The organism is Bacteroides zoogleoformans (assembly GCF_002998435.1).
GTDB lineage: Bacteria > Bacteroidota > Bacteroidia > Bacteroidales > Bacteroidaceae > Bacteroides > Bacteroides zoogleoformans.
In genome coordinates, this window is sequence record NZ_CP027231.1 from 1354006 (window position 1) to 1378339 (window position 24334).

Annotated in this window: 26 protein-coding genes, 2 tRNA genes and 5 pseudogenes; 14 read left to right on the forward strand and 19 right to left on the reverse strand. The window is 43.6% G+C overall.

Features of this window, described 5'->3' with window-relative positions:
- Positions 1–15: 15 nt before the first annotated feature.
- The 5 genes from C4H11_RS05725 to C4H11_RS05745 all read left to right on the forward strand — a co-directional run bounded on the left by C4H11_RS05725 (position 16) and on the right by C4H11_RS05745 (position 5322).
- Positions 16–2073 carry a M3 family metallopeptidase gene (locus C4H11_RS05725; RefSeq protein WP_106040827.1) on the forward strand — a complete coding sequence of 686 codons (2058 nt, stop codon included), beginning with the start codon at positions 16–18 and terminating at the stop codon, positions 2071–2073.
- Complete coding sequence (locus tag C4H11_RS05730) at positions 2070–2585, forward strand: DUF4847 family protein (protein WP_106040828.1); 516 nt, start codon at positions 2070–2072, stop codon at positions 2583–2585. The genes C4H11_RS05725 and C4H11_RS05730 overlap by 4 nt, the downstream gene beginning before the upstream one ends.
- Before the next feature lie 12 nt (positions 2586–2597).
- A complete protein-coding gene (locus tag C4H11_RS05735; protein WP_106040829.1) occupies positions 2598–3035 on the forward strand; it encodes a dCMP deaminase family protein in 438 nt (145 codons plus the stop codon).
- A gap of 93 nt (positions 3036–3128) precedes the next feature.
- Positions 3129–4868, forward strand: coding sequence for a S41 family peptidase (locus C4H11_RS05740; protein WP_106040830.1), 1740 nt, complete (start codon positions 3129–3131; stop codon positions 4866–4868).
- Positions 4786–5322, forward strand: coding sequence for a 5-formyltetrahydrofolate cyclo-ligase (locus C4H11_RS05745; RefSeq protein WP_106040831.1), 537 nt, complete (start codon positions 4786–4788; stop codon positions 5320–5322). The genes C4H11_RS05740 and C4H11_RS05745 overlap by 83 nt, the downstream gene beginning before the upstream one ends.
- A 62-nt stretch (positions 5323–5384) precedes the next feature.
- Here the strand turns inward: C4H11_RS05745 and C4H11_RS05750 are convergent, their stop codons facing one another.
- Together C4H11_RS05750 and recF are read right to left on the reverse strand one after the other, a co-directional pair.
- Positions 5385–5675 carry a DciA family protein gene (locus C4H11_RS05750; protein ID WP_106040832.1) on the reverse strand — a complete coding sequence of 97 codons (291 nt, stop codon included), beginning with the start codon at positions 5673–5675 and terminating at the stop codon, positions 5385–5387.
- Positions 5665–6786 carry a DNA replication/repair protein RecF gene (gene recF / locus C4H11_RS05755; protein WP_106040833.1) on the reverse strand — a complete coding sequence of 374 codons (1122 nt, stop codon included), beginning with the start codon at positions 6784–6786 and terminating at the stop codon, positions 5665–5667. Before recF ends, C4H11_RS05750 begins: the two co-directional genes overlap by 11 nt.
- 246 nt (positions 6787–7032) lie before the next feature.
- Between recF and C4H11_RS05760 the strand changes: the two genes are divergently transcribed.
- From C4H11_RS05760 to C4H11_RS05785, 6 genes and pseudogenes are all read left to right on the forward strand, one after another.
- Positions 7033–7716: a tetratricopeptide repeat protein gene (locus C4H11_RS05760; RefSeq protein WP_106040834.1), complete on the forward strand. Its 684-nt coding sequence runs from the start codon at positions 7033–7035 to the stop codon at positions 7714–7716.
- Positions 7717–7868: 152 nt separating this feature from the next.
- On the forward strand, positions 7869–8363 hold the full coding sequence (ribH, locus tag C4H11_RS05765; RefSeq protein ID WP_106040835.1) for a 6,7-dimethyl-8-ribityllumazine synthase: 495 nt from the start codon (positions 7869–7871) through the stop codon (positions 8361–8363).
- Between the two features lie 60 nt (positions 8364–8423).
- Positions 8424–8506 (forward strand) — tRNA-Tyr (locus tag C4H11_RS05770).
- 9 nt (positions 8507–8515) lie between these two features.
- Positions 8516–8588, forward strand: a tRNA-Gly gene (locus C4H11_RS05775).
- A gap of 318 nt (positions 8589–8906) precedes the next feature.
- Positions 8907–9792: pseudogene (locus tag C4H11_RS05780) on the forward strand (IS982 family transposase).
- Positions 9793–9902: 110 nt separating this feature from the next.
- A complete protein-coding gene (locus tag C4H11_RS05785) occupies positions 9903–10826 on the forward strand; it encodes an IS982 family transposase (RefSeq protein WP_106040836.1) in 924 nt (307 codons plus the stop codon).
- A gap of 319 nt (positions 10827–11145) precedes the next feature.
- Here C4H11_RS05785 and C4H11_RS14620 read toward each other — a convergent pair.
- Both C4H11_RS14620 and C4H11_RS05795 read right to left on the reverse strand, forming a co-directional pair.
- Positions 11146–11514: pseudogene (locus C4H11_RS14620) on the reverse strand (hypothetical protein).
- Between the two features lie 190 nt (positions 11515–11704).
- A pseudogene (locus C4H11_RS05795) lies at positions 11705–12211 on the reverse strand (IS982 family transposase); the annotation flags it as partial.
- Positions 12212–12321: 110 nt separating this feature from the next.
- Between C4H11_RS05795 and C4H11_RS05800 the strand changes: the two are divergent.
- Positions 12322–13245 carry an IS982 family transposase gene (locus C4H11_RS05800; RefSeq protein WP_106040837.1) on the forward strand — a complete coding sequence of 308 codons (924 nt, stop codon included), beginning with the start codon at positions 12322–12324 and terminating at the stop codon, positions 13243–13245.
- Between the two features lie 117 nt (positions 13246–13362).
- Here C4H11_RS05800 and C4H11_RS14435 read toward each other — a convergent pair.
- From C4H11_RS14435 to C4H11_RS05825, 5 genes and pseudogenes are all read right to left on the reverse strand, one after another.
- Positions 13363–13527 (reverse strand): annotated as a pseudogene (locus C4H11_RS14435) (IS982 family transposase); the annotation flags it as partial.
- A gap of 115 nt (positions 13528–13642) precedes the next feature.
- Positions 13643–15193 carry an IS66 family transposase gene (gene tnpC / locus C4H11_RS05810; protein WP_106040838.1) on the reverse strand — a complete coding sequence of 517 codons (1551 nt, stop codon included), beginning with the start codon at positions 15191–15193 and terminating at the stop codon, positions 13643–13645.
- A gap of 80 nt (positions 15194–15273) precedes the next feature.
- A complete protein-coding gene (gene tnpB / locus C4H11_RS05815) occupies positions 15274–15642 on the reverse strand; it encodes an IS66 family insertion sequence element accessory protein TnpB (protein WP_034537809.1) in 369 nt (122 codons plus the stop codon).
- A complete protein-coding gene (locus tag C4H11_RS05820; protein ID WP_106040839.1) occupies positions 15635–15871 on the reverse strand; it encodes a hypothetical protein in 237 nt (78 codons plus the stop codon). Before C4H11_RS05820 ends, tnpB begins: the two co-directional genes overlap by 8 nt.
- Before the next feature lie 47 nt (positions 15872–15918).
- Positions 15919–16823, reverse strand: a pseudogene (locus C4H11_RS05825) (IS982 family transposase).
- 117 nt (positions 16824–16940) lie between these two features.
- On the opposite strand from C4H11_RS05825, the gene C4H11_RS05830 reads away from it, so the two are divergent.
- Positions 16941–17588: an ATP-binding protein gene (locus C4H11_RS05830; protein ID WP_106040840.1), complete on the forward strand. Its 648-nt coding sequence runs from the start codon at positions 16941–16943 to the stop codon at positions 17586–17588.
- Between the two features lie 78 nt (positions 17589–17666).
- On the opposite strand, the gene C4H11_RS05835 is transcribed toward C4H11_RS05830, so the two are convergent.
- Positions 17667–18065 (reverse strand): DUF4372 domain-containing protein, encoded by a 399-nt coding sequence (locus tag C4H11_RS05835; RefSeq protein ID WP_234819890.1) that lies wholly within the window; start codon positions 18063–18065, stop codon positions 17667–17669.
- Positions 18066–18256: 191 nt separating this feature from the next.
- On the reverse strand, positions 18257–19426 hold the full coding sequence (locus tag C4H11_RS05840; RefSeq protein WP_106040595.1) for an IS4 family transposase: 1170 nt from the start codon (positions 19424–19426) through the stop codon (positions 18257–18259).
- A gap of 156 nt (positions 19427–19582) precedes the next feature.
- On the opposite strand from C4H11_RS05840, the gene C4H11_RS05845 reads away from it, so the two are divergent.
- The gene (locus tag C4H11_RS05845) at positions 19583–20044 is read left to right on the forward strand and encodes a transposase (RefSeq protein ID WP_234819891.1); all 462 of its coding nucleotides are present in this window, start codon (positions 19583–19585) and stop codon (positions 20042–20044) included.
- Positions 20045–20134: 90 nt separating this feature from the next.
- Here C4H11_RS05845 and rplQ read toward each other — a convergent pair whose 3' ends face one another.
- From rplQ to map, 8 genes are all read right to left on the reverse strand, one after another.
- Complete coding sequence (gene rplQ, locus C4H11_RS05850; protein ID WP_234819892.1) at positions 20135–20635, reverse strand: 50S ribosomal protein L17; 501 nt, start codon at positions 20633–20635, stop codon at positions 20135–20137.
- A gap of 3 nt (positions 20636–20638) precedes the next feature.
- Positions 20639–21631 (reverse strand): DNA-directed RNA polymerase subunit alpha, encoded by a 993-nt coding sequence (locus C4H11_RS05855; protein ID WP_106040841.1) that lies wholly within the window; start codon positions 21629–21631, stop codon positions 20639–20641.
- Positions 21632–21642: 11 nt separating this feature from the next.
- Positions 21643–22248, reverse strand: a complete 606-nt coding sequence (rpsD, locus tag C4H11_RS05860) for a 30S ribosomal protein S4 (protein WP_106040842.1) — start codon at positions 22246–22248, stop codon at positions 21643–21645.
- A 116-nt stretch (positions 22249–22364) separates the two neighbouring features.
- A complete protein-coding gene (gene rpsK / locus C4H11_RS05865) occupies positions 22365–22754 on the reverse strand; it encodes a 30S ribosomal protein S11 (protein WP_002558049.1) in 390 nt (129 codons plus the stop codon).
- Between the two features lie 11 nt (positions 22755–22765).
- Positions 22766–23146, reverse strand: coding sequence for a 30S ribosomal protein S13 (rpsM, locus tag C4H11_RS05870; protein WP_106040843.1), 381 nt, complete (start codon positions 23144–23146; stop codon positions 22766–22768).
- A gap of 34 nt (positions 23147–23180) precedes the next feature.
- Positions 23181–23297 (reverse strand): type B 50S ribosomal protein L36, encoded by a 117-nt coding sequence (gene ykgO / locus C4H11_RS05875; RefSeq protein ID WP_002558051.1) that lies wholly within the window; start codon positions 23295–23297, stop codon positions 23181–23183.
- Positions 23298–23305: 8 nt separating this feature from the next.
- A complete protein-coding gene (infA, locus tag C4H11_RS05880) occupies positions 23306–23524 on the reverse strand; it encodes a translation initiation factor IF-1 (RefSeq protein WP_002558052.1) in 219 nt (72 codons plus the stop codon).
- Between the two features lie 9 nt (positions 23525–23533).
- Positions 23534–24331: a type I methionyl aminopeptidase gene (gene map / locus C4H11_RS05885; protein ID WP_106040844.1), complete on the reverse strand. Its 798-nt coding sequence runs from the start codon at positions 24329–24331 to the stop codon at positions 23534–23536.
- Between the last annotated feature and the right edge of the window lie 3 nt (positions 24332–24334).

Sequence of the window (24334 nt, forward strand, 5' to 3'; positions counted from 1 at the left end):
ATAGCGCTTTGCTGTATGAACAACATATCGTCTCAAAACCCTTTTTTTGAAACATACTCCACATTACACGGAGTTGTTCCTTTTGACAAGATTAAGACGGAAGACTACGAACCTGCGATACAGGAAGGCATTCGCAGGCAAAATGCAGAAATAGAATCCATTATCACAAATCCCGAAAGTCCGACTTTTGCCAACACCATAGCGGCTTACGAGAAATCGGGCGAAATGCTTCAACGTGTCAGTTCCGTATTCAGCAATCTGCTTGGCGCAGAGACCAATGACGAACTGCAAGAACTTGCCAAGACAATCATGCCGCTGATGAGCGAGCATGCCAACAACATCAGCTTGAACGCACGGTTATTTGCGCGCATCAAGACCGTTCATGAGCAACAAGACAAAGAAAACTTGAATCCTGAACAGCAGAAACTGCTGGAAGAAATTTACAACGGCTTTGTGCGCAACGGCTCAAACCTGAAAGGGGAAGCCAAAGAGAAATACCGTGCCTTGTCCAAAGAACTCAGCCTGCTGACATTGCGGTTCAGTGAGAACAACCTGAAAGAAACGAATGCCTACCGACTTGTCATTACCGACCAATCACAGTTGGCCGGACTGCCCGGAAGCGCAATAGAAGCAGCGAAAGAAACTGCGAAAGAAAAATCTGTCGATGGTTGGGCATTTACTCTACAGGCTCCAAGCTACGGTCCTTTCATGATGTATGCTGACAACCGGGAATTACGTCGCGAGCTTTATATGGCATATAATACAAAATGCACTCACGACAATGCTTTCAATAATCTGGAAATAGTGAAGAAACTGGCCAATGTCCGTATGGAGATTGCCCGTCTGTTGGGTTTCGATAATTTTGCGGAATACAATCTGCAAGAGCGCATGGCACAAAACAGCGATGCTGTGTACAAACTGCTTAATCAATTGCTGGATGCATATACACCCACAGCCCAACAAGAACATGCAGAGGTGCAGGCACTGGCACGCCAAGAACAAGGAAAAGATTTTACGCTGATGCCGTGGGACTGGGCCTACTATTCTCATAAGCTGAAAGACCGGAAATTCAATATCGACGATGAAATGCTCCGTCCCTACTTCGAACTGAGCAAGGTTAAGGAGGGCGTATTCGGTTTGGCCACTCGCTTGTATGGCATCACTTTCAAGAAGACTCCGGACATTCCCGTCTATCACAAAGATGTGGACGCTTACGAAGTATTCGACAAGAACGGCAAATTTCTTGCCGTATTCTATACGGACTTCCACCCCAGAGCAGGAAAGCGTTCGGGCGCATGGATGACAAGCTATAAGGGACAACGGATAGATAAAAACAGCGGGGAGAACAGCCGCCCGCACGTATCCGTGGTGATGAACTTCACCAAACCGACACCAGATAAACCGGCTCTGCTCACTTTCGATGAAGTAGAAACATTCTTGCACGAGTTCGGACACAGCCTGCATGGGATGTTTGCCAATTCCACCTATGAAAGTTTAAGCGGAACCAACGTTTATTGGGATTTTGTGGAACTTCCTTCGCAAATCATGGAAAACTACGCCGTCGAGAAAGATTTTCTGCACACCTTTGCCCGACACTATCAAACAGGAGAATTGATGCCCGACGAATTGATACAGCGCATTACAGACTCTGCGAACTTCAACGCCGCCTATGCCTGCTTGAGACAAGTCAGCTTCGGATTGCTTGACATGGCGTGGTACACACGCAACACTCCGTTTGAGGGTGATGTGAAAACATATGAAAAGAAGGCTTGGGAAAAGGCACAAATTCTTCCTACAGTTGAAGAAGCTTGCATGAGTGCACAATTCTCCCACATCTTTGCCGGAGGATACTCTGCGGGATATTATAGCTACAAATGGGCGGAGGTATTGGATGCCGATGCATTCTCTTTATTCAAGCAAAAAGGCATCTTCAGTCAAGAGGTGGCCGACTCTTTCCGTGAGAACATTCTGTCAAAAGGAGGCACAGAACATCCGATGACGCTCTATAAGCGGTTCCGCGGACAAGAACCTACAATCGACGCATTATTAATAAGAAACGGTATAAAAAAATGAAAAGCATCATAAGAGATATTGGCTGCTTGTTGCTCTTGCTCTCTCTGCTTCCCGTACTGAGCGGATGCAACAATGAGGATGACATCATAGGAATTTTTACGGGAAAAACATGGAAGCTCAGCCGTCTGACGAACAAAGACAGCAGTGCACAGTTTTATCCTGGCTTGTGGCAAGACGAGAAAGCTGCCGAAAACAGCAAAGAAGCATTGAAAGCCGATGATAGCTTCACTTTGGTTTTTGAAGGCTCTAAATTGAATGGCGAACTGATGGGAGCAAGAATCAGCGGTCAAGGCATCCGTGCGAGTTTCAACGGAAGCTGGAGTGCCAACGGCAAGTCGCAATCGTTGACACTCTATCCGGAAATCAAGGGCTCGGAAAGTGATGCCTTGGGCAAGGCGTTCATTAACGGACTGAAAGCTATCTACAAATACGAAGGAGATGCAAACTCCCTGACTCTCTTCTTTAAAGATGGAAACGTCACACGAATCATGGGATTCTCCCGCAAACGATAAACCCCAAAAGTCATGGACGATTCTACAAAAGACAAACAAGAAGCATTGGACAAGCGTTATATACGCATGGCAAGCATCTGGGCGGAAAACTCATACTGCAAGCGACGCCAAGTGGGGGCACTGATTGTAAAAGATAAAATGATTATCTCCGATGGTTACAACGGCACCCCTTCCGGCTTCGAGAATATATGTGAAGATGAGAACAATGTCACCAAACCTTATGTGCTCCATGCCGAAGCCAATGCCATCACGAAGATAGCGCGCTCAAACAACAGCAGCGACGGCGCTACCATGTATGTCACCGCCTCGCCCTGCATAGAATGTTCCAAACTAATCATTCAGGCAGGCATCAAACGGGTGGTCTATTCCGAGAAATACCGTCTGGAAGACGGAATAGAACTTCTGAAGCGGGCCGGAATTGAAGTGATATTTATCGGAAACGAATCATGAACAATGATTGCTGATTAGCGGCTAGCAGAGCAGACTGACTGTGAATTTCAAAAAGAAAGTCGTATATTATATAAAAAATAAAGAAATAAACACATGAGTACAAAAAGCACTTCCCGCTTTACGCCGCTTATCATAGCAATCAGCGTAGTGGTAGGAATTCTTATCGGAACGTTTTATGCAAGACATTTTGCCGGTAATAAACTGGGCATCATAAACAGCTCGTCCAACAAGCTTAACGCTCTGCTACGTGTCATCGACGACCAATATGTCGATACCGTCAACATGACCGACTTGGTAGAAAAAGCCATGCCGCAGATATTGGCGGAACTTGATCCCCATTCCACCTACATCCCGGCGCAAAAGCTGGAAGAAGTCAATTCCGAACTCGAAGGCAGCTTCAGCGGCATTGGCATTCAGTTCACGATTCAAGAAGACACGATACACGTGAACAGTGTCATTCCGGGTGGTCCTTCCGAAAAAGTGGGCTTGATGGCCGGCGACCGGATTGTGATGGTCAACGACAGCCTCTTTGTGGGTAAAGGGCTGAACAATGAAAAAGCGATGCGTACACTGAAAGGGCCGAAAGGCAGTCTGGTAAAGCTGGGCGTAAAACGTGTCACAGATAAGGAGCTGCTCTCTTTCACCATCACCCGCGGCGACATTCCTCAAAACACCATCGATGCCGCCTATATGATAGACAAAGACTTTGGTTACATACAAATCAGCAAGTTCGGACGCACCACACATGTAGAACTGCTGAATGCCATCGCACAGCTGAGTCATGAGAAATGTAAAGGGCTGATCATTGATTTACGCGATAACACCGGAGGTTATATGGAGGCCGCTACACGCATGGTCAACGAGTTTCTTCCGGAAGGGAAGCTGATTGTATATACCAATGGCCGCAAATATCCTCGTATGGAAGAATATGCCAACGGCACCGGCAGTTGCCAGAAGATGCCGTTGGTAGTGCTGGTGAACGAAGGCTCGGCCTCTTCCAGTGAAATCTTTGCAGGAGCCATTCAGGACAACGACCGCGGCACCATTGTAGGACGCCGTTCTTTCGGAAAAGGACTAGTGCAACAGCCTATCGACTTCAGCGACGGATCAGCCATCCGACTGACCATTGCTCGTTACTACACTCCTTCGGGGCGCTGCATACAACGTCCGTACGAGAATGGAAAAGACAGCAAGTACGAGATGGACTGGATTACCCGTTACGAGCATGGTGAATTTTTCTCAAAAGATAGCATCAAAATGGACGAGAGTCTGCGCTACTCCACCGGCTTGGGAAGAGTGGTATATGGTGGTGGCGGCATCATGCCGGACATCTTTGTACCACAAGATACCACCGGTGTATCTTCTTACATGATAGAGGTCAGCAACAAAGGATTGATTCTGCAATTCAGTTTCCAATATACAGATCGTAACCGCTCTAAGTTAAACGAATATGATAACGAGACAAGCCTGTTGAGGTATCTGCGACAACAAGGCATTATAGAACAGTTTATACACTTTGCCGACTCCAAAGGCATAAAGAGGCGCAATCTCCTTATCAATAAATCATATAAATTGCTGGAAAGAAGCTTGTACGGCAACATTATTTATAACATTCTGGGTCGAGAGCCCTACATACGTTATATCAACCAAGGTGACCCCACCGTAAAAAAGGCATTGGAAATTTTAGAAAACAGCGAAGCCTTTCCCAAGGCTCCGGAAAAGGCAGCAATCATGGAGAACAAGAAGGATGATGGAAAGGAAAAAAGAACTGCGCAAGTTGGTGGCTTCATTAAAATCGCAACACCAAGCTTTGTCTACGCATCAATCTGTTGAAATACTTGCCGCTCTCGAAGCACATCCTGCTTTCAGGGCGGCAAATACCGTATTACTCTATCATTCGCTGAAAGACGAAGTAGACACGCATGACTTTATCCGAAAATGGAGCCGTGCCAAGCGAATATTGCTTCCAGTAGTTGTCGGCAATGATTTGGAATTACGGGTGTATAACGGCCCGGAAGGCCTTATATCCGGCGCATACGACATCAAAGAACCTACAGGAGCACCATTCTGTGACTACAACAGCATTGACCTTATTTTGGTTCCCGGTGTAGCATTCGACCGTAATGGCAATAGATTGGGACGTGGCAAAGGCTATTATGATCGTCTTCTCCCCAACATTCCTTCAGCCTATAAGGCGGGGATTTGTTTTCCCTATCAACTCGTAGAAGAAGTTCCTTCCGAACCATTCGATGTCCGTATGGATGAAGTCATTACATTGCAAGGTTAAAAAGAACAGCGCGTAAGGAACATTAAGGGAAATCAGCAACGTTCAACGCCGAGTTTATTTTCTCATCGGAATATGATATTGGTAATGACTTGCGCCCCTACATAACAATTCAGGTTGCGCACCAGCAACTCACGCCCCATCATCAACTCCTGACGGAGGGCTGCCGACATGATGTGCACATAAAGCACTTGATTCTTGATGTAAATTTCCCGGGTATAAGAAGCTATTACAGAGCCTAACACCTCCGGCCAAGCATTAATAAGCCGATGCTCATTCAACGGCGTCTCCAGACTTTCTTGTCGTAGAAAGTTTCGGATAAGCATTCCTATCTGTTCGGCATTGTTACGCTTCATCTTTATCTCTTCTCTCCATTTCGAAAATAGTCCCTTGTTCCACAATAAACATCATATAATCACTACCGACCTTTTGCAGAATGCGGTCCAAATGTTCACGATTGGTGTCTGTAATAAAGATTTGACCGAAGCGGTCACCGGCAACCAACTTAATGATTTGCTCCATACGCGATGCATCTAATTTATCAAAAATATCATCCAGCAGCAACAAAGGCACGCTTGCAGCGGTGCGCTTCAAGAAGTCGAACTGTGCCAGTTTCAGGGCAATCAGATAAGTCTTGTTCTGCCCTTGCGAACCTTCCCGCTTTATCGGGAAATCTCCCAAAAGCATATTCAACTCATCCTTATGCACACCGCGCAAAGAATGCCCCACGACTTGGTCGCGTGCACGACTCTCTTTTAATACCTGCAACAAAGAGGCATCACGGGCATGCGAATCGTAAGTCAGCTTCACCTCCTCCTTGTCTTGAGAAATGAACGAATGAAACGATTGAAAGATAGGAATGAACTCGCGAATAAAAGCCTCCCGTTTCCGGAAAACTACTTCACCGGCTTGCGCCATCATCTCTTCCCACACGAGAAACAACTCCTCCTCCACCGGCCGCTCACTTTTCAACAGCGTGTTTCGCTGTACCAACGCCTTGTTGTAATGAATCAATGCCTCAAGATATTCCCTATCGTACTGCGAAATAACCACATCCATGAAACGACGACGTTCCTCACTGCCGCCTCCTATCAGCTCTGCATCGGCCGGAGATACCATCACCAACGGCAAAAAACCAATATGATCCGACAAGCGGCTATACTCTTTCTTGTTTCGCTTAAACTGCTTTTTCCGGTTGCGCTTCATGCCGCAATAAATCTCCTCCGGTGTATCGTCGTCCGCTTCATAAAATCCTTGAATGACGAAAAAGTCCGCATCATGACGAATGTTCTGAGAATCGACGGGATTGCCGGCACTTTTGCAAAACGACAGGAAATAGATGGCATCGAGCAAATTGGTTTTCCCCATACCATTCTGTCCGAAAAAGCAGTTCAATTTAGGAGAAAAGGCCAACTCCGCCTCCTCCAGATTTTTATAATTAAGTATCGATATTCGTTTCAGTATCATAGGCTGATGATGAATTCAATCGCAAAGATAGCGTAAACCCGAAGCTGTACCAAATAAGCATGTTTATTTTTCAGCAGAATTTTGAATGAAACCCTTACTCTACCTATAAAAAAGCAAAACTTTCTTATAGGTTTTTGAGATGCATACTAAAAAAGATGCCGCTAAATTTCGTTGATAGATATAAAAAACTTACTTTTGCAGGTCGAAATAACTCTTTTCAGAATAATAACAAAAAAAATACATAAAATGACAGAACTGAAAAAAACGAATGACGCCTTGAACGTGGAAGACGCACTGACACAATCGGAGGCTTTTTTCATTAAGAACAAGAAAGCAATCATCGGTGCTATAGCAGCAGTTATCATCATCGTCGCCGGTGTAGTGATGTATAAAAACCTTTATGCGGCTCCCCGTGAAGAAAAAGCACAGGCTGCCCTGTTCAAAGGACAAGAATATTTCGAGGCAGACGCTTATGCACAAGCATTGAACGGCGACAGCATCGGCTATGCTGGTTTTATTAAAATAGCCGACCAATACAGCGGAACCAAAGCCGCCAACCTTTCAAAAGCCTATATGGGTATCTGCTATGCGCAACTCGGCAAATACGATGAAGCTGTAAAAGCGTTGGATAGCTTCGACGGAAACGACCAGATGGTAGCTCCTGCCATGATAGCCGCCATGGGAAATTGCTATGCACAGCTTGGTCAAATGGACAAAGCAGCCGACATACTGCTGAAAGCGGCCGATAAAGCAGACAACAACTCACTCAGCCCCATCTATCTGTTGCAAGCCGGAGAAATACTTATGAAACAAGGCAAATATGACGATGCCATCAAAACTTACACTACTATTAAAGATAAATACTTCCGCTCCTATCAGGCCATGGACATCGACAGATATATCGAGCAAGCCAAATTGATGAAGAAGTAAAACGTTTCTCAGTTGACAGGATATTTCAGAGCATGGATTACATGAAAAGCACGGAAAGAATAACCACCGTGAAGTTCATGTAATCCATGTCTCTTTTCCCTCTTTCAGCTCACACTTCATTTCCCGATTCCAATTATAAATCCAGAAAAACTATGGCAACAGCTTTTCACAACCTTTCAGACTACGACTTCAACTCCGTGCCTAATGCGGAAAATATGAAATTTGGCATCGTTGTATCCGAATGGAACTATAACATTACAGGAGCCCTTCTAAAAGGAGCAATAGACACTCTTAAGAAACATGGCGCAAAAGATGAAAATATCTTGGTAAAGATGGTACCCGGTAGCTTCGAACTGATATTCGGAGCCAATCAATTTATCGAATATTGCGACGTAGACGCCGTAATCGCACTTGGCTGTGTAGTCAGAGGAGATACTCCACATTTCGACTATGTCTGTATGGGCACCACCCAAGGTATTGCCCAACTAAATGCAACCTACGATACACCAGTGATTTACGGATTAATCACCACTAATACTATGGAACAAGCTGAAAACCGGGCAGGCGGGAAATTAGGAAATAAAGGCGACGAATGTGCCATCACCGCAATAAAAATGGCAGATTATGCTTGGAGTTTTCAAAAATAGCAGTATCTTTGCACCGCAATTGAGAAACAAACCTACTCAATGAGAGAATTGAGAGCAAAAGGGCAAATACCAGAGTGGCCAAATGGGGCAGACTGTAAATCTGCTGGCTTACGCCTTCGGTGGTTCGAATCCATCTTTGCCCACAAAACAATGCGGAAGTAGCTCAGTTGATAGAGCATTAGCCTTCCAAGCTGAGGGTCGCGGGTTTGAGTCCCGTCTTCCGCTCTTCTGAAAATCAGATAGTTATCGAAAGATTTCTATCTGATTTTTGTTTTTAAAGGGTGCTGAATTTAGCGTGGTTTAACCGGATCAGCGGAATATTAGTGGGGGGGTTACTCTTTTTTCTTACTTTTGCCTTATGGATTTACTAAGAACGCGAGTTCGGGATAAGCCATACCTTTGCAAAAAAAAATCGGCAGTTTGATAAGGCTGCCGATTTTTTTGGTAATATCTATGATAATTAGTATTTTAGAGGTGAAAAACAACAAATACCCTATCATGATTACCGAAAGTAAAGTTTCTGAAATTTTCTGTATTGCATGTATTGCAGATGATTTTTGCAAAGAATTTGAAGCAGAGATGGCTAAAAATGCACTTCCATCCACTCCCGACGCCCCCAAACGCAAACGAAAGCGCATGATGTCGGATGCTGAGGTCATCACCATACTGATTTTGTTTTCACTTCAATTCATTCCGTAACTTTAAGCATTACTATCTCGGATGTGTATGCCGGCATTGGAAACATCTCTTTCCAAAGACTTTCTCATACAACCGTTTTGTCGAGATTATGCCAAGATGTTTTGTCGCTATGAGCATGTTCCTTAAATTGTCCTGTTTCGGAGAATGCTCAGGCATCAGCTTCATTGACAGTACCTGCATTCCTGTGATCCACAACAAGAGAGAGTATTCCATGAAAGTGTTCAAGGGCATTGCAGAAAAAGGGAAAAGTACCATGGGATGGCATATCGGCTTTAAACTTCATTTGTTGTGTAACGAGAAAGGTGAGATCATCAACTTTGTCTTGACCAAAGCCAATGCGGACGACCGTAACGAAAACGTAATCGGCTCGCGGACGGACAAGGTGCTCGGCAAACCATACGCTGACAAGGGGTATATCTCGCAGACTCTTTTCGGAAAGCTGTTTAATGACGGAATACATATTGTTACAGGTCTTCGCTCAAACATGAAACAACGGCTCATACCCCTTTATGACAAACTGATGCTGCGTAAACGAAGCATTATCGAATCCCTCAATGATATGTTGAAAAATGTGGCACAACTCGTACATACTCGCCACCGCAGCGTGCATAATTTCTTGATCAACTTGTTGTCCGCGATTGGAGCATATTGTTTCTTTGCTGTAAAGCCGGAAGTCAACTTTAACTTTGATATTGCACCAACGGATGGGAAACTTGTCCTTTGGAAGTAATATTAGTGCGCGACCGGTTTAGGCGACCATAATACGGTCGCCCAAACCGGTATGGCTCGATGAGAGAGGAAAATTATTATAAATCCTTATCCCGAACTCGCGTAAACATCATGATTAAGACTATCGATTACAAAGTTACTGCTTTATTTTGTGTTATTGATGATTTCTGCAAACAATTTGAGTCAGAAAATGCGGGAAAACTGCTTTTGGGTGAGGCCGGAGTGAAGTGCAGAAGACGCAAGGCATCCATGTCTGACAGCGAAATCATGACCATTCTGCTCTATTTCCACTTCGGTTCGTTCCGCAACTTCAAACACTATTATCTGTTCTTCATCAAGGGTACGTTGAAGTCGTTTTTCCCTGACGCGGTGTCTTACAACCGTTTCGTGGAACTCGAGAGCCGTGTGTTCTTCCCCCTGATGTTCTTCCTGAACCTCCAAGCATTCGGCAGATGCACGGGCATTACATTTGTGGACTCCACCATGATACCCGTGTGCCACAATCTTAGGCGGTATGCCAACAAGGTGTTCAAGGGCATTGCAACGGATGATGGCAAGGGAACCATGGGCTGGTGCCATGGATTCAAACTCCATCTGGCTTGCAATGACAGAGGCGAGATTATTGCGTTTGTCCTCACTGGCGCAAATGTCAGCGACAAGGATCCAAATGTGTTTGAGGTGTTGGCTAAACGACTGTACGGCAAGCTCTTTGCCGACAAAGGCTACATCTCGAAAAAGCTCTTTGACTTCCTTTTCGAGGATGGCATACAACTGGTCACTGGGCTAAGGGTGAACATGAAGAACAAACTGATGCCTTTTTATGACAGGATGATGCTGCGCAAAAGACACATCATTGAAACCATCAACGACATGCTGAAAAACACTGCGCAATTAGTGCATTCACGCCACAGGTCCCTTGCGAATTTCATCATGAACATCATTTCCGCATTGGGAGCATACTGCTTCTTTGGGAACAAACCCAAAGCCCTTGGTGGATACACCATCGAGAGCACCAAACTGTTGAGCCTTTTTTAAGCGCAACGCATTTTTAATAAGAAAACATTTTCAGCATAACCGTCCATGTCCCATGAACGGAGAGCTTCTTGTGTACCTAGCCGAAGACACTAAAACTTATATTTAACAAAAAGGATTATCCCGAACTGGGGTACACCTCTATACCCTCTATCTGTAAGCATTCGAACAAATACCCCTTTTAAACCTTGGGGTTTGGTTGTAGCTTTGCAGTAGCATATACAATCCAACTTCAAGGTTTAAAAGGGGTATTTGTTCGAATGCTTACTCCACATTACCGTTAAACAGGTAATAGTTCAGATTAGCACTCAGTCCAAGCATATCATCCTATCATTTTATTAAGCAACAGGCTCAAATCAAGAACTGTGGTGTTTATCAGGAACAGTGTTGCGCCAGACCTCAGCTACAACTTCACCCATTTTATCGGTGGTTCGCCTTCAGGCTGTTTCATTTCCATTTTCACGGTTAGACTGTTGCATGGTTTGCCGGTTATCTGGACTTTGGCTACCTTGGGATGTTCAACCTGAACTGTCTTGCCTAACTTCTCGCTCCACAACTAGTGGCGCTGCCTGTTCATGAACTGGTCGTAATTTACTCCGTAATCCGCACAGAACTCACGGAGATCCTTGGTCTCGCTGCATAACTGGTAGAGGTCATATACCTCCTGATAATTTACTTTCTCTTTTGCCATAATCGTTATCGCTAAAGGTTATGACGTAAAGGTAGGTTTGTGAATAATGTGCGTCAAGGCGGAGAATAGAATGGTTACGCAAATTCCGGACAAATTATCTCCATAAATTCTATTGTTAAGGTTTATGGAAAGACATCAGCTAAACAGCGACTATGACCGGATAAGTCTAATTAACGTGAGTTCGACGAATTCATAATAACGCAAGCTGCGTATCAAATGTCCTTTTTACATTGATGCACGGCTTCTTTGGAAACAAGCAGTATGCGGCAATAGCCCCCAATAAATTGACGATGAAATTCTCAAAGCATCTATGTCCGGAGTGTTCCACTTGCGCAATGTTCTTGAGTTCATCGTTAACCGTTTCTATGATAGCCCTCTTCCTGAGCAGCAGTTTGTCGGAAACGCTCATCAGCGCACCCTTCATGTTGCTTTTCAACTTGGTAATAAGCTGTATTCCGTCCACGAACAGCCGTTGGAAGAGACTCTTGCTTATATATCCCTTGTCCACAACCAACTTACCGTATATGAATTTCACAAAGTCCTTGTATTCCAAAGGCTTGCGGTCGTCAATGTCACCGGGTGTTATCATGAAGTTGAGCAGCTCTCCCTTCTCATTGCAAATCAGATGCAATTTAAATCCGAAGAACCAGCCCATGGAGCATTTTCCCCTTTGCGCTATACCTTTGAACACCTTATGACCTGAGTTCGGGATAAGAAACGTTACTTAAAAAGTTGGTAATCTCAATAATTTTTAGTGCCTTTATTGTTGTAAATCAAATAATTATAAATTCAAAGGAGACTATAGTTATGGAGATTACCAAGAACAAAATTACTGAAAATTTCTGTATTATCGATGATTTTTGCCAGGAATATGACAAAGAGATATCCCGTATGGTCATTTGTGAGGCAGACGGACGCAAGCACCGTAAGCGCCAATGGAGCATGAGCCGTGCCGAGATCATGACAATTCTCATCTGTTTCCACTTCAACACTTTCCGCAATTTCAAGCATTATTACCTCTTCTACGTACAAGTCCATTTGCGTGATTTGTTCCCAAGTCAGCTTTCATACAACCGCTTTGTTGAGCTTGAATCCAGAGTTGCGGTTGAGATGATGCTGTTCCTCCAACTGTTTTGTTTTGGGAGGTGCACGGGCATAAGCTTCATTGACAGCACGTGCGTCCCTGTATGCCACAACAAACGCATAAAAAGGAACAAGGTGTTTCGTGGTTATGCTGAGGTGGGCAAGAGCACCATGGGGTGGTATTTCGGCTTCAAGCTACACCTCATATGCAATGAGCGGGGCGAGTTGCTCAATTTCATGCTCACTAAGGCGAATGTTGACGACAGAAACCCTGATGTGTTCAACAGATTGACAGACAACGTGTTTGGGAAATTGTTCGCAGACAAGGGATACATATCTCAGGGATTGTTTGAAAGGCTTTTCAACGATGGTGTCGAAATGGTAACGGGCCTGAAGTGTAACATGAAAAACAAACTCATGCCACTATATGACAAGATACTGCTGCGCAAAAGGTCTGTCATTGAGACCATCAACGACGAGCTTAAAAACGTAGCCCAACTTGTGCACTCGCGACATCGCAGCGTGTTCAACTTTGCCATGAACGTCCTTTCCGTTTTGGCAGCTTACAGCTTCTTCGAAAAGAAACCGTCCATCAACATTGACTACTACATTGAGAATGTTGATGGACGGCTTGCCGTTATACGGTAAGTTGTCTGTCGAACCAACAACCTTTTTGCAGGTTGCTTCTGAGAGGCATCCAAGGAGTTTGGATGGCAGATGTGTCATGTCCCTACCAGAGAACTGGACAAAGATGGGATTAACAGCCTGGCTTATCCCGAACTCAGGTTTATGGATATGGATACGCTGATTCCTGCAGACACGCAAGGGAATGCTATCGACGAAGCTGATACCAGTACATTTCCCAAGAAGTACTTTCTTGATGAGCAGTGCAAGAGGAATGGCAACTTCTCTTTCCAATGTAAGCCTCCGTTAAAGTACGTATTGCAAAATACAAAAAATTAGTCCCGACTCGGCACGATTCGTTCAGATTCGCCTCCGAGTCGGGACTAATAGCATCAAATTATATCAATTCGGAACAGATTTGTTATGATTTCACCCAGTTCCGTGGAAGAAGTTCTGTCATATCCTTTTTATCCCTTTCATAATACGGTATTTTCCTCAGTACATCCTCCATCCACACTCTAGGGTCAACTCCGGCAGACTTGCAGGTCCCGATAAGGGAATATACAATGGCCGCTCTGTATGCCGATGCGTCGTTGCCACAGAACAGATAGTTTTTTCTTCCCAAAGCCAAAGGCCTTATCGCATTCTCAATGAGATTGTTGTCGATATTCACCCTTCCGTCATTTACATATCTGGAGAGTCTGGGAAGAAGTGATAAGGTGTATTCTATAGCCTTCCCGGTACGGCTCTTAGGCAGCACCTTAAGGTATGCATCCTGCATCCACCTTTCAAATTCCAGTATCACAGGGTAAGACTCCCGGATACGTTTTTCCTTGCGTTCTTCTATGGAAAACCCGGCTTCGTCAGCTTCAGATTCGACTTTGTACAACTTGCCTATATGGCATAATGCCTGTGTAGCCAGTGCCCTGTTCTCGTCCAGCGCTTCCGTAAACTTTCTCCTTGCATGGGCCCAACAGCCGAACAGCGTGATGCCTTTCATCCGTTCGAACTGTTCGTAGGCATCATAACCGTCGCACTGCGCAAGCCCGACATAATTGCCGAGGAGTTCACGGGCAACCTTCCCACTACGGCTGCCACGGTCATAATGGAACACGACGTCTCCGGTGATACCGTCCCGCAGGCACCACTCATAACCTTTTCTCGTCTTGTGCTTTTCGTTGTCTATAACAGGTATCACACTCTCGTCTATCTGTATATATTCACTCGAGAGTATCTGCTTCTTAAGGAGATTATAGAGAAGCCTCAGCTTTTCCACTGCCGCCTCATACCATCCACCCATGGTCGAATCACTGATGGTTATGCCGGACTCACGGTACTGTTGTATAAGGCGGTAGAATGGCAGATGATACATAAACTTTCCGATGATAATGTCTGTCAGTACGGATGCTCCTGCCATACATTTGCCCACAGGCACCAAAGGAAGCGGACTGATAAGGATATGCCTCTCTTCCGGATGCTTTTCCTTGAGTTCTGATTTTCTTATTACCTTGTGGCGGATGGTCTTTACTATATAGACTTTTTCTGGGATACGTTCCAGACGAAGAGTCTCCTCGGTTCCGATTTCAACGAAATCCTCTTTCAGCTCACCGTCTTCTGTGGTAGTACCTTCAGGGTAAAGATTGATTTCATCTACAGGCAGCAAGGAGGTATCAAGAGGCTTGCGGACAGGTTTCTCCCTGACCTTTATGGTTCTTGTTATCTCTTCTTCTGCCTTGCGTACTTCCTCTTCAAGCTCAGCCTTCTCATCGGAAGACATTTCCTGCTGTGTAAACAGCGACAACTGGTTGGGGTCAAGAGGAAGGTTCTTCTCACTCATACGGCCGAACATCTTCTTTCTAAGCCAATAAAGAGATTGTTCCAGGGATGCCACTTTCCCTGAAAGTGCATCATTTTCCTTGCGAAGCCTTTCATTCTCCCGTATTATTGCCTTTATCTGTTCTTCCGTAAACATCTGAATTCCATCGTCTTATTATACTGTAAAGATAATAAAATATGCTGGAATACACAACCTTACAGTATATTAAATACCGGTTACTTGCGAAGTTTTCTCAAGTTTTCAAGTCTGTTTCTACGTGAATCTCCGGATTCTATAATACCCTCCACGATCATTACAAGGTCACGCCATTCTATTGCTTCGCAGATGTCGTCCTTACTAAAGGAGCCGGGCTTGCCAAATGTACCGGTCTCCAAAAGCTTGGAATAAAGTACCATTCCACCTGCTTCCCAGTGGAGAAGCTTGATACGGTTGCGTGCCCTGTTCATAAAGATGTAAACATTCCCGTTACACGGGTCATGCCCCATGACATCGGTCACTATACCACTGAGTGTATGGAAACTCTTCCGCATATCCGTCGGACGGTTGTACAGCAGATAATGAAGACTGTCGTTAAGGTTAAACATGGCTGCAGGCTTGAATTATTGAATAAATCTCCTGTGGGCTGAGCTCTCCCTGAATGCGTATTGCATCTCCTTTTGATGTACGTATCTCTATACTTTTAAATCCGGATGATGATTCTCCTTTGGGTTTACGGCCGCTCTGACCGGTAAATGACGGAACAGGAATAAATGTGCCGCTTTGTCCCAGTTCTATAAAATCGCCTTTGGAAAGAGATGTTTCCAATGCCGGCATACACATCCGAGATAGTAATGCTTAAAGTTAACGTGAGTTCAACGAATTCATAATAAAGCAAGCTGCGTATCAAATGTTCTTTTTACATTGATGCACGGCTTCTTTGGAAACAAGCAGTATGCGGCAATAGCCCCAATAAATTGACGATGAAATTCTCAAAGCATCTATGTCCGGAGTGTTCCACTTACGCAATGTTCTTGAGTTCATCGTTAACCGTTTCTATGATAGCCCTCTTCCTGAGCAGCAGTTTGTCGGAAACGCTCATCAGCGCACCCTTCATGTTGCTTTTCAACTTGGTAATAAGCTGTATTCCGTCCACGAACAGCCGTTGGAAGAGCCTCTTGCTTATATATCCCTTATCCCCAACCAACTTGCCGTATATGAATTTCACAAAATCCTTGTATTCCAAAGGCTTGCGGGCATCAATGTCACCGGGTGTTATCATGAAGTTGAGCAGCTCTCCCTTCTCATTGCAAATCAAATGCAATTTAAATCCGAAGAACCAGCCCATGGAGCATTTTCCCCTTTGCGCTATACCTTTGAACACCTTATGGATATGGATACGCTGATTCCTGCAGACACGCAGGGGAGTGCTATTGACGAAGCTGATACCAGTACATTTCCCAAGAAGTACTTTCTTGATGAACAGTGCAAGAGGAATGGCAACTTCTCTTTCCAATTCCACGAAACGGTTGTACGATACAACTTCGGGAAACAGATGGCGCAGATGCCTGCACACCTTTTCAAGATAGAAATGTTTCAGACAGCGGTAGCCGGAGTCGTGGAAGAGACTCATGATAAGCATGATTTCCGCCTTTGACATCGTGCTGTCACGATGATATTTTCTCTTCTTGAGCGGTTTTAGCGTGTATTTTGCCATCATTGTATCAAAAAACTTGCAGAAGTCGTCTGCCATACAAAATATTTCTGTAATTTTGCTCTCGGTGATCATAGCGATTTTTATTTGTAATTCTTTGTATTTCACTACTATAAAGTTACAACAAATTTCGATAAGCACCAAATTTGTAGACACTTATAATTCGTCGAACTCACGTATTACTGGACTACCATGCAGGAGACGCGTCAGCATGACTCGCTCTCCCTCAAAGATGGCCTGCAACTGCTTATACAGGCCGAGTTGGATAACCGAACAACAAGCCGGAACTCACGTCTCGTGAAGAAAGTCCGCTTCCGCTACCAGACATCCATCAGCGAGGTCATCTGCGACAGCAATCGTGGAGTGGACAAGCAGAAGGTGCTAAACTTGGCCACATGCGACTATGTGCGCAAGGGAGTATCCGTACTCATCACTGGAGCTGCAGGAACAGGCAAGAGCTGGCTTGGAACAGCCCTCGGTCATCAGGCCTGCATGAACGGATATAAGGTGGCATACTACAATGTCTACCGCCTCTTCGAGGAGATAGCCCTTGCCCAAACGGACCTGCTCATACTGGATGACTTCGGCATGAAGGTGCTCAATGGACAACAAATGCTCGACTTTATGGAAATCATTGAGGACAGGCACGGGCAGAAAGCCACCATCATAATCTCGCAGTTGCTCGTCTCGAACCGGTATGACGTGATGAAGGGAAACACCACTGCAGTTGACGCAATCCTTGACCGTTTTGTGCACACTAGTGTGCGCTTCGAGTTAAAAGGAGCCTCTCTACGTCAAAAAAGCAACCTAAAATGTACTGAAATCGAGAGAAATTACTAATTTTACATCGCCATTAGACTAAAGAGCCAGAAAAGTGAACGGATATCCCCGTTTTGGGTAGGTGGATATCATCCGTTTTCAGCACCTCTTCAACCATGCCTCGGCGCCACCACATCGGCTGTCCGAAGAAAGCCGCTCCTTGTTTGCCGCATACAAGTCGCGATACACCATCTCGAAGAATTTCTCCGGTCGTCTGGAGTTGGCATCGGACAAAGTGCTACGCTTGGGAACCTTATCTATACCAAGGTGGCTCAACTTCCTCACCTCAACGGTCATGGCGGCCTCCATCTCTCGAAGCGAGTCGAAACGCATTATCATGGCAAAGAGCATCGTCAGCAGATGTGTGTACCCGTCAAAACTCTTCACATACCTTTCTCCACCGTATTCGCGGCTGATTTGAATAATCTTATCCTTATCCAGTGATTTTATCAATTGACCGAATATCGGCTGTCCGAAGAAATGTGTACTTTTGCCCATGTTATTTTGATATAGTTACCAACTGCAAAATAACAGGAAAAGGGCTGTACCCAAAATAGGTGCAGCCCTGATTTTTTTTAGATGCTTAAAAGTTTAGCGGACAGTAATAATAACAATAGTGACTGCAACTATTAGCTCATAGTGACAGTCGCTATTGTTATATATAAAGGTTTAATACCACTGCTGGGCACTTAATCCCAGCTGATTTTCAATTGTTTATAATTTAGTTCTTTGACATTTTTGTAATCGCAATCGGCAAGTATCTCTCTTACAGACGTTTTATCCAGTAGAGAAAAGCTCAAAATTTGTAGAATTTCGTAGATTGGACGGTTAACTTTCAATCTGTAAGCGATAATGGCAACCAGACAGTATGTTATGATGGCACAGTACACTTGTATCTTGACTGCATTCATCGTGGTGCCCCAAAAAGATTTTACTTTCAGGTGTTGCTTTATCCATTTGAAAAATAGTTCCACCTGCCAACGGTTCTTGTATAGCAAAGCAATTTCCTCTGCTGATAGTTCCATGTTGTTGGTGATGAACACAAATTCTCTGTCCAGTTCTTCATCGTAGTATTTAACCCGCCGGAGTTTGTCCGGATATGCTTTGAGCGATTTATACGTTTCAAGCATTCCAATCTGATCACATTTTATTCCGGTTGTTTTATCGACTTCACGGGAATACATTCTACGGAATCTCATATTATCTTTTGCACGTGTAACGAAGTAAGCACCACTGGTGTGAAGCTTATGCAAACGGGTGAAGTCAACATATCCTTTATCCATGATATAGAAACTTCCCTTTTCATAACTCAACTCATCCAGCATGTTTACGTCATGTACTTTAGCATTGGTTACCAGTACGATTGTCGGTATGGAAGTCTTTACATCATACAAGGTATGAAGTTTGATGCCTCCTTTGTGTTTCTTAAATTCCGCCCACCAAAAAACATTCAGACAAAGGTCTATGGTGGAGGAATCAAAGGCATAAACATTACCGTCAACTTTCACCTCGAAGTCATTTTTGTTGTAGCTATTACGGGCTTCCGCAATCAGGGTATAAGCAAATTCTTCGTAGATACGATAATCTCTATTCCGGTTTGCTTTCCCCAGATTGGTACGGCTAACTGTTGCACCGAATCCCAAGTGAAAATACTTGTTCTTGTGTGCCTCAAGGCTGAGCATAAGATCACGCATACTGTCTCGGGCGGTCAGTTGTCCGAAGATCATGCACAGCATCTGATTCCAACAGGTGAATGTTCTGATTTTCTTATTCCCGGAATACTTCTCTACCAAACGGTCAAAGACACGACGGGGAAGAAAATCTGTAAGTTGAGCGAAGATATATTTGCCTTGATTCATTGTTTTGAGCTTTTGGGCAAAGCTAAAACAACTTTTCAATTCAAATCGTCACGCTACAAAAAGATACATAACTATGCGATTATCAAAGATTTCAAAGAACGATGTTTAATTTAAAGTGCCCACTAGTGTCTTTACATCTATAAAAAGAGACAGACAATGGATGAAAAAGATACATTACTCAAGACGATAGAAGGGCTGAATACCTCTGTTGATTCATTGTCTGCCATCAACAAAAAACAGGCAGAGCAGAATGAAAAGCTGCAGGAACGTATCAAAGAGTTGACGGCTCAGGTCGCATGGCTGAACCGCCAGCTCTTTGGCCGTAAAGCAGAAAAGCTTCCTGTCTACGACCCCAACATGCCGGATCTCTTTGCGGATGAATTTGCCGGCCTGCAGCGAAAGGCCGAAGAAAAGCGTGACGAAGCGGTGGAGAAGATGGAAAAGGAGTCCGCCGAGGAGAAGAAACAGAAGCGGCAGAACCGAAAAATGATGGAAGACCTGCCTGTACTCGAAACCGAAGTGATTGAGCCGGATGGCGTGGACCTTTCTTCGGGCCTCCCTCCCGTTAAAAACAATACGCATGCCAAACATATCACTAGAAGGAAGAGCCCGATATAATATCGAGCTCTTTCTCAAATCAATTAACAAATCGCTGTTTTTTTGGGGGGGGAGCAAATCAAAAGGATGCCCTTATATATAAACAGCTAATCACTCTGCCTTAGTTCCCTCAGTTTCAGAAAACTCAGCGCCCGATGCGCCAACCTCTACGGCAGGTACAACATCAGCAGCTGCCTTCTTTGAACGGCGAGTACGAGTAGCCTTCTTGGCAACTTTTTCCTTAGCCATGTTTTCGTTGTAGTCAACGAGCTCAATGAAGCACATCTCCGCATTATCTCCCAAACGATTTCCAGTCTTGATTATACGAGTATAACCTCCCGGACGATTGGCTATTTTCACAGAAATTTCTTTGAACAATTCTGTTACAGCATGCTTATCTTGCAAGTTGCTAAATACCACACGACGAGAATTTGTCGTATCATCTTTAGCTTTTGTAATCAAAGGCTCAACGAACTTCTTCAAAGCTTTAGCCTTTGCAACAGTCGTAGTGATTCTTTTGTGCTTAATCAAAGAACACGCCATGTTAGCCAACATCGCATTTCTATGAGAAGCAGTACGACCCAAATGATTGAATTTCTTATTATGTCTCATTTTTTATTCTTTATCTAATTTATATTTAGAAATATCGGTTCCAAACGACAGATTCAGACTTTCCAGCAAATCATCAAGCTCGGTAAGCGATTTCTTTCCGAAATTTCTGAACTTCAACAAATCAGTCTTGTTAAACTGCACCAAATCTCCCAAGGTCTCTACATCGGCGGACTTCAAACAGTTGAGGGCACGAACAGAAAGATCCATGTCGACAAGTTTTGTCTTCAACAACTGACGCATGTGCAGAACCTCTTCATCAAATTCTTCATTACCATCGGTATCGGTGCTTTCCAATGTAATTTTTTCATCAGAGAAAAGCATGAAATGATAAATAAGTATTTTTGCAGCTTCTTTCAGAGCATCTTTCGGATGAATGGAACCATCGGTAGCAATCTCAAGCACCAGTTTTTCATAGTCAGTCTTCTGTTCTACACGGAAGTTTTCGACCTGATACTTCACATTGCGTATCGGAGTATAAATAGAGTCGATAGGAATTACGTCCACATCGGTGCAATATTCGCGATTTTCGTCAGCAGGAACATAACCGCGACCTTTGTTTATCGTAATATCTATCTGCATAGCTGCCTTTGAATCTAAATGACAAATAACTAACTCAGGATTTAACACTTCAAATCCAGTCAAATACTTACCTATGTCACCTGCTTTAAATTCACTTGAATTCTCGATTGTAATGCTAACTTTTTCACTCTCGAATTCTTCAACTACTTGCCTGAATCTCACCTGTTTAAGATTCAAGATAATGTTAGTAACATCCTCTTTTACTCCCGGAACATTAGAAAACTCATGCTCAACACCTTCTATCTTAATAGTAGTGATAGCATAACCCTCCAATGAAGAAAGCAGGATGCGACGCAATGCATTACCCACGGTAATACCGAAACCCGGTTCCAAAGGACGAAATTCGAACTTCCCGAATTTAGAGTCCGCCTCTAACATTAATACTTTATCAGGTTTTTGAAATGCTAATATCGCCATGAAATTAATTATTATTTAGAATACAATTCTACAATCAAATGCTCTTTAATGTTTTCAGGAATGTCTGCTCTCTCAGGTACATGCAGTAACTTACCAACCTTAGAATTATCATCCCATTCCAACCAAGGATATTTGCTGTGATTAAAACCTGTCAAAGAATTTGCAATCACTTCCAAAGATTTGGACCTTTCACGAACTCCAATCACTTGACCTGGTTTTACTGCATACGAAGGAATATTCACAACCTCACCGTCCACAGTAATGTGTTTGTGGCCCACCAACTGACGAGCTGCCGCACGAGTAGGAGCAATCCCCAAACGGAATACAATATTATCAAGACGTCCCTCCAACAACTGAAGAAGAATCTCACCGGTAATACCTTTAGCCGTTTCTGCTTTTTCAAACAAGTTGCGGAATTGTTTTTCCAAAACACCGTAGGTGTACTTTGCTTTCTGCTTTTCACGAAGTTGTACACCGTATTCAGAAGTCTTTCTTTTTCTAGAATTTCCGTGCTGTCCGGGAGGATAGTTCTTCTTTGATAAAACCTTATCTGCTCCAAAGATACCTTCACCGAATTTACGGGCAATTCTTGATTTTGGTCCAGTATATCTAGCCATTTCTTTTAAATATTTAATTGTTTATTCATGAACTCAATTTGTCGCAGCCGCGATTGTGGAGAGAAAGTGTACAATCCAAAAACAAAATCAAGTGTCATACTTATTAAAGGTAAATCTTAAACTCTACGTCTTTTGGGAGGACGACAACCATTATGCGGCAAAGGAGTTACATCAATGATCTCAGTAACTTCAATACCTGCACCGTGGATGGTTCTAATAGCAGACTCACGTCCGTTACCCGGTCCCTTCACGTATGCTTTTACCTTTCTCAAACCAAGGTCATACGCTATCTTAGCGCAATCTTGAGCAGCCATCTGTGCTGCATAAGGAGTATTCTTTTTAGAACCTCTAAAACCCATCTTTCCAGCAGAAGACCAAGAAATGATTTGCCCTTCGCTATTTGCCAGAGACACAATAATGTTATTAAAAGACGAATGAACGTGCAACTGTCCATTAGCATCTACTTTCACATTTCTCTTTTTTGCTGCAACTGTTTTTTTTGCCATATCAACAATTATTATTTAGTAGCTTTTTTCTTATTAGCAACGGTTTTCTTTCTACCCTTGCGAGTACGAGCATTATTTTTCGTGCTCTGCCCTCTTACAGGAAGACCGATACGGTGACGAACGCCACGATAACAACCTATATCCATTAAACGTTTAATATTCAATTGAACTTCTGAACGAAGGTCGCCTTCTACTTTATACTCTGCGCCAATGATCTCACGAATCTTGGCAGCCTGCTCATCTGTCCAGTCTTTTACTTTTAGGTCTCTGTCAACACCTGCTTTATCCAAAATCTTTGCTGAACTACTACGACCTATACCATATACATAGGTCAACGCAATTTCGCCTCTCTTGTTTTGAGGCAAATCGACACCAACTATTCTTATAGCCATATACTAAATTATTTTTCTTGCAAAAATAATAATATTATCCTTGACGTTGTTTATACTTAGGATTTTTCTTGTTAATAACATACAAACGGCCATTACGTCTAACGATCTTACACTCTGGCGTACGTTTTTTTAAGGATGCTCTTACTTTCATATCTTAATTTATTTATATCTAAATACAATTCTTCCTTTCGATAAATCGTAAGGAGACATTTCGACTCTTACTTTATCACCCGGCAAAATCTTGATGTAATGCATCCGCATCTTACCGGAAATATGTGCAGTGATCTCATGTCCGTTTTCTAATTCAACGCGAAACATTGCATTAGACAATGCTTCAACTATAACTCCATCTTGTTCTATTGCAGATTGTTTTGCCATATTAAATTCTTAAATTGCTTTATCTCCTAATACTTCCTCAATGAACTTGAATGATGACAGAACATCAGCCTCACCCCTCCCTACAGCTATTGTGTGTTCAAAGTGAGCCGCACATTTACGATCTTTGGTTCTAACCGTCCAGCCATCACCTTCCATCAAGATTTGTCGGTTACCCAAGGTTATCATGGGTTCTATAGCTATGCACAAACCTTTTTTTAACATTGTCCCATAGCCACGCTTCCCATAATTAGGGACTTGAGGATCTTCATGCATTTCCTTTCCAATCCCATGTCCCACAAATTCACGCACTACACCATAAGAATTAGATTCACAATGTTGCTGTATCGCATATCCGATATCACCCAACCGTTTTCCTTGAACGGCATTCTGTATTCCTATGCACAATGCTTCTTTAGTAACCTTCAGTAACTTGCGTATCTCCTCATCAACTTCACCTACACAAAACGTATAGGCCGAATCGCCACAGAAACCATTCATGTAAGTACCGCAATCAACAGATACAATATCACCATCTTTCAGTATTACATCTCCCGGAACGCCATGTACCACCTGTTCATTTACAGAAGTACAAATTGAAGCAGGAAAAGGTTCACCATATTGGTTAGGAAAGCCCTTAAAAGTAGGTACTGCACCATTATCTCTAATGTACTCTTCTGCCACTTTATCCAACTCCTTGGTCGTTATTCCCGGCCTTATAATCTTAGCTATCTCAGCCAATGTTTTTCCAACGAGCAAGTTACTCTTGCGAAGCAATTCTATTTCATCTTCAGTCTTAAGAAATATCATTTC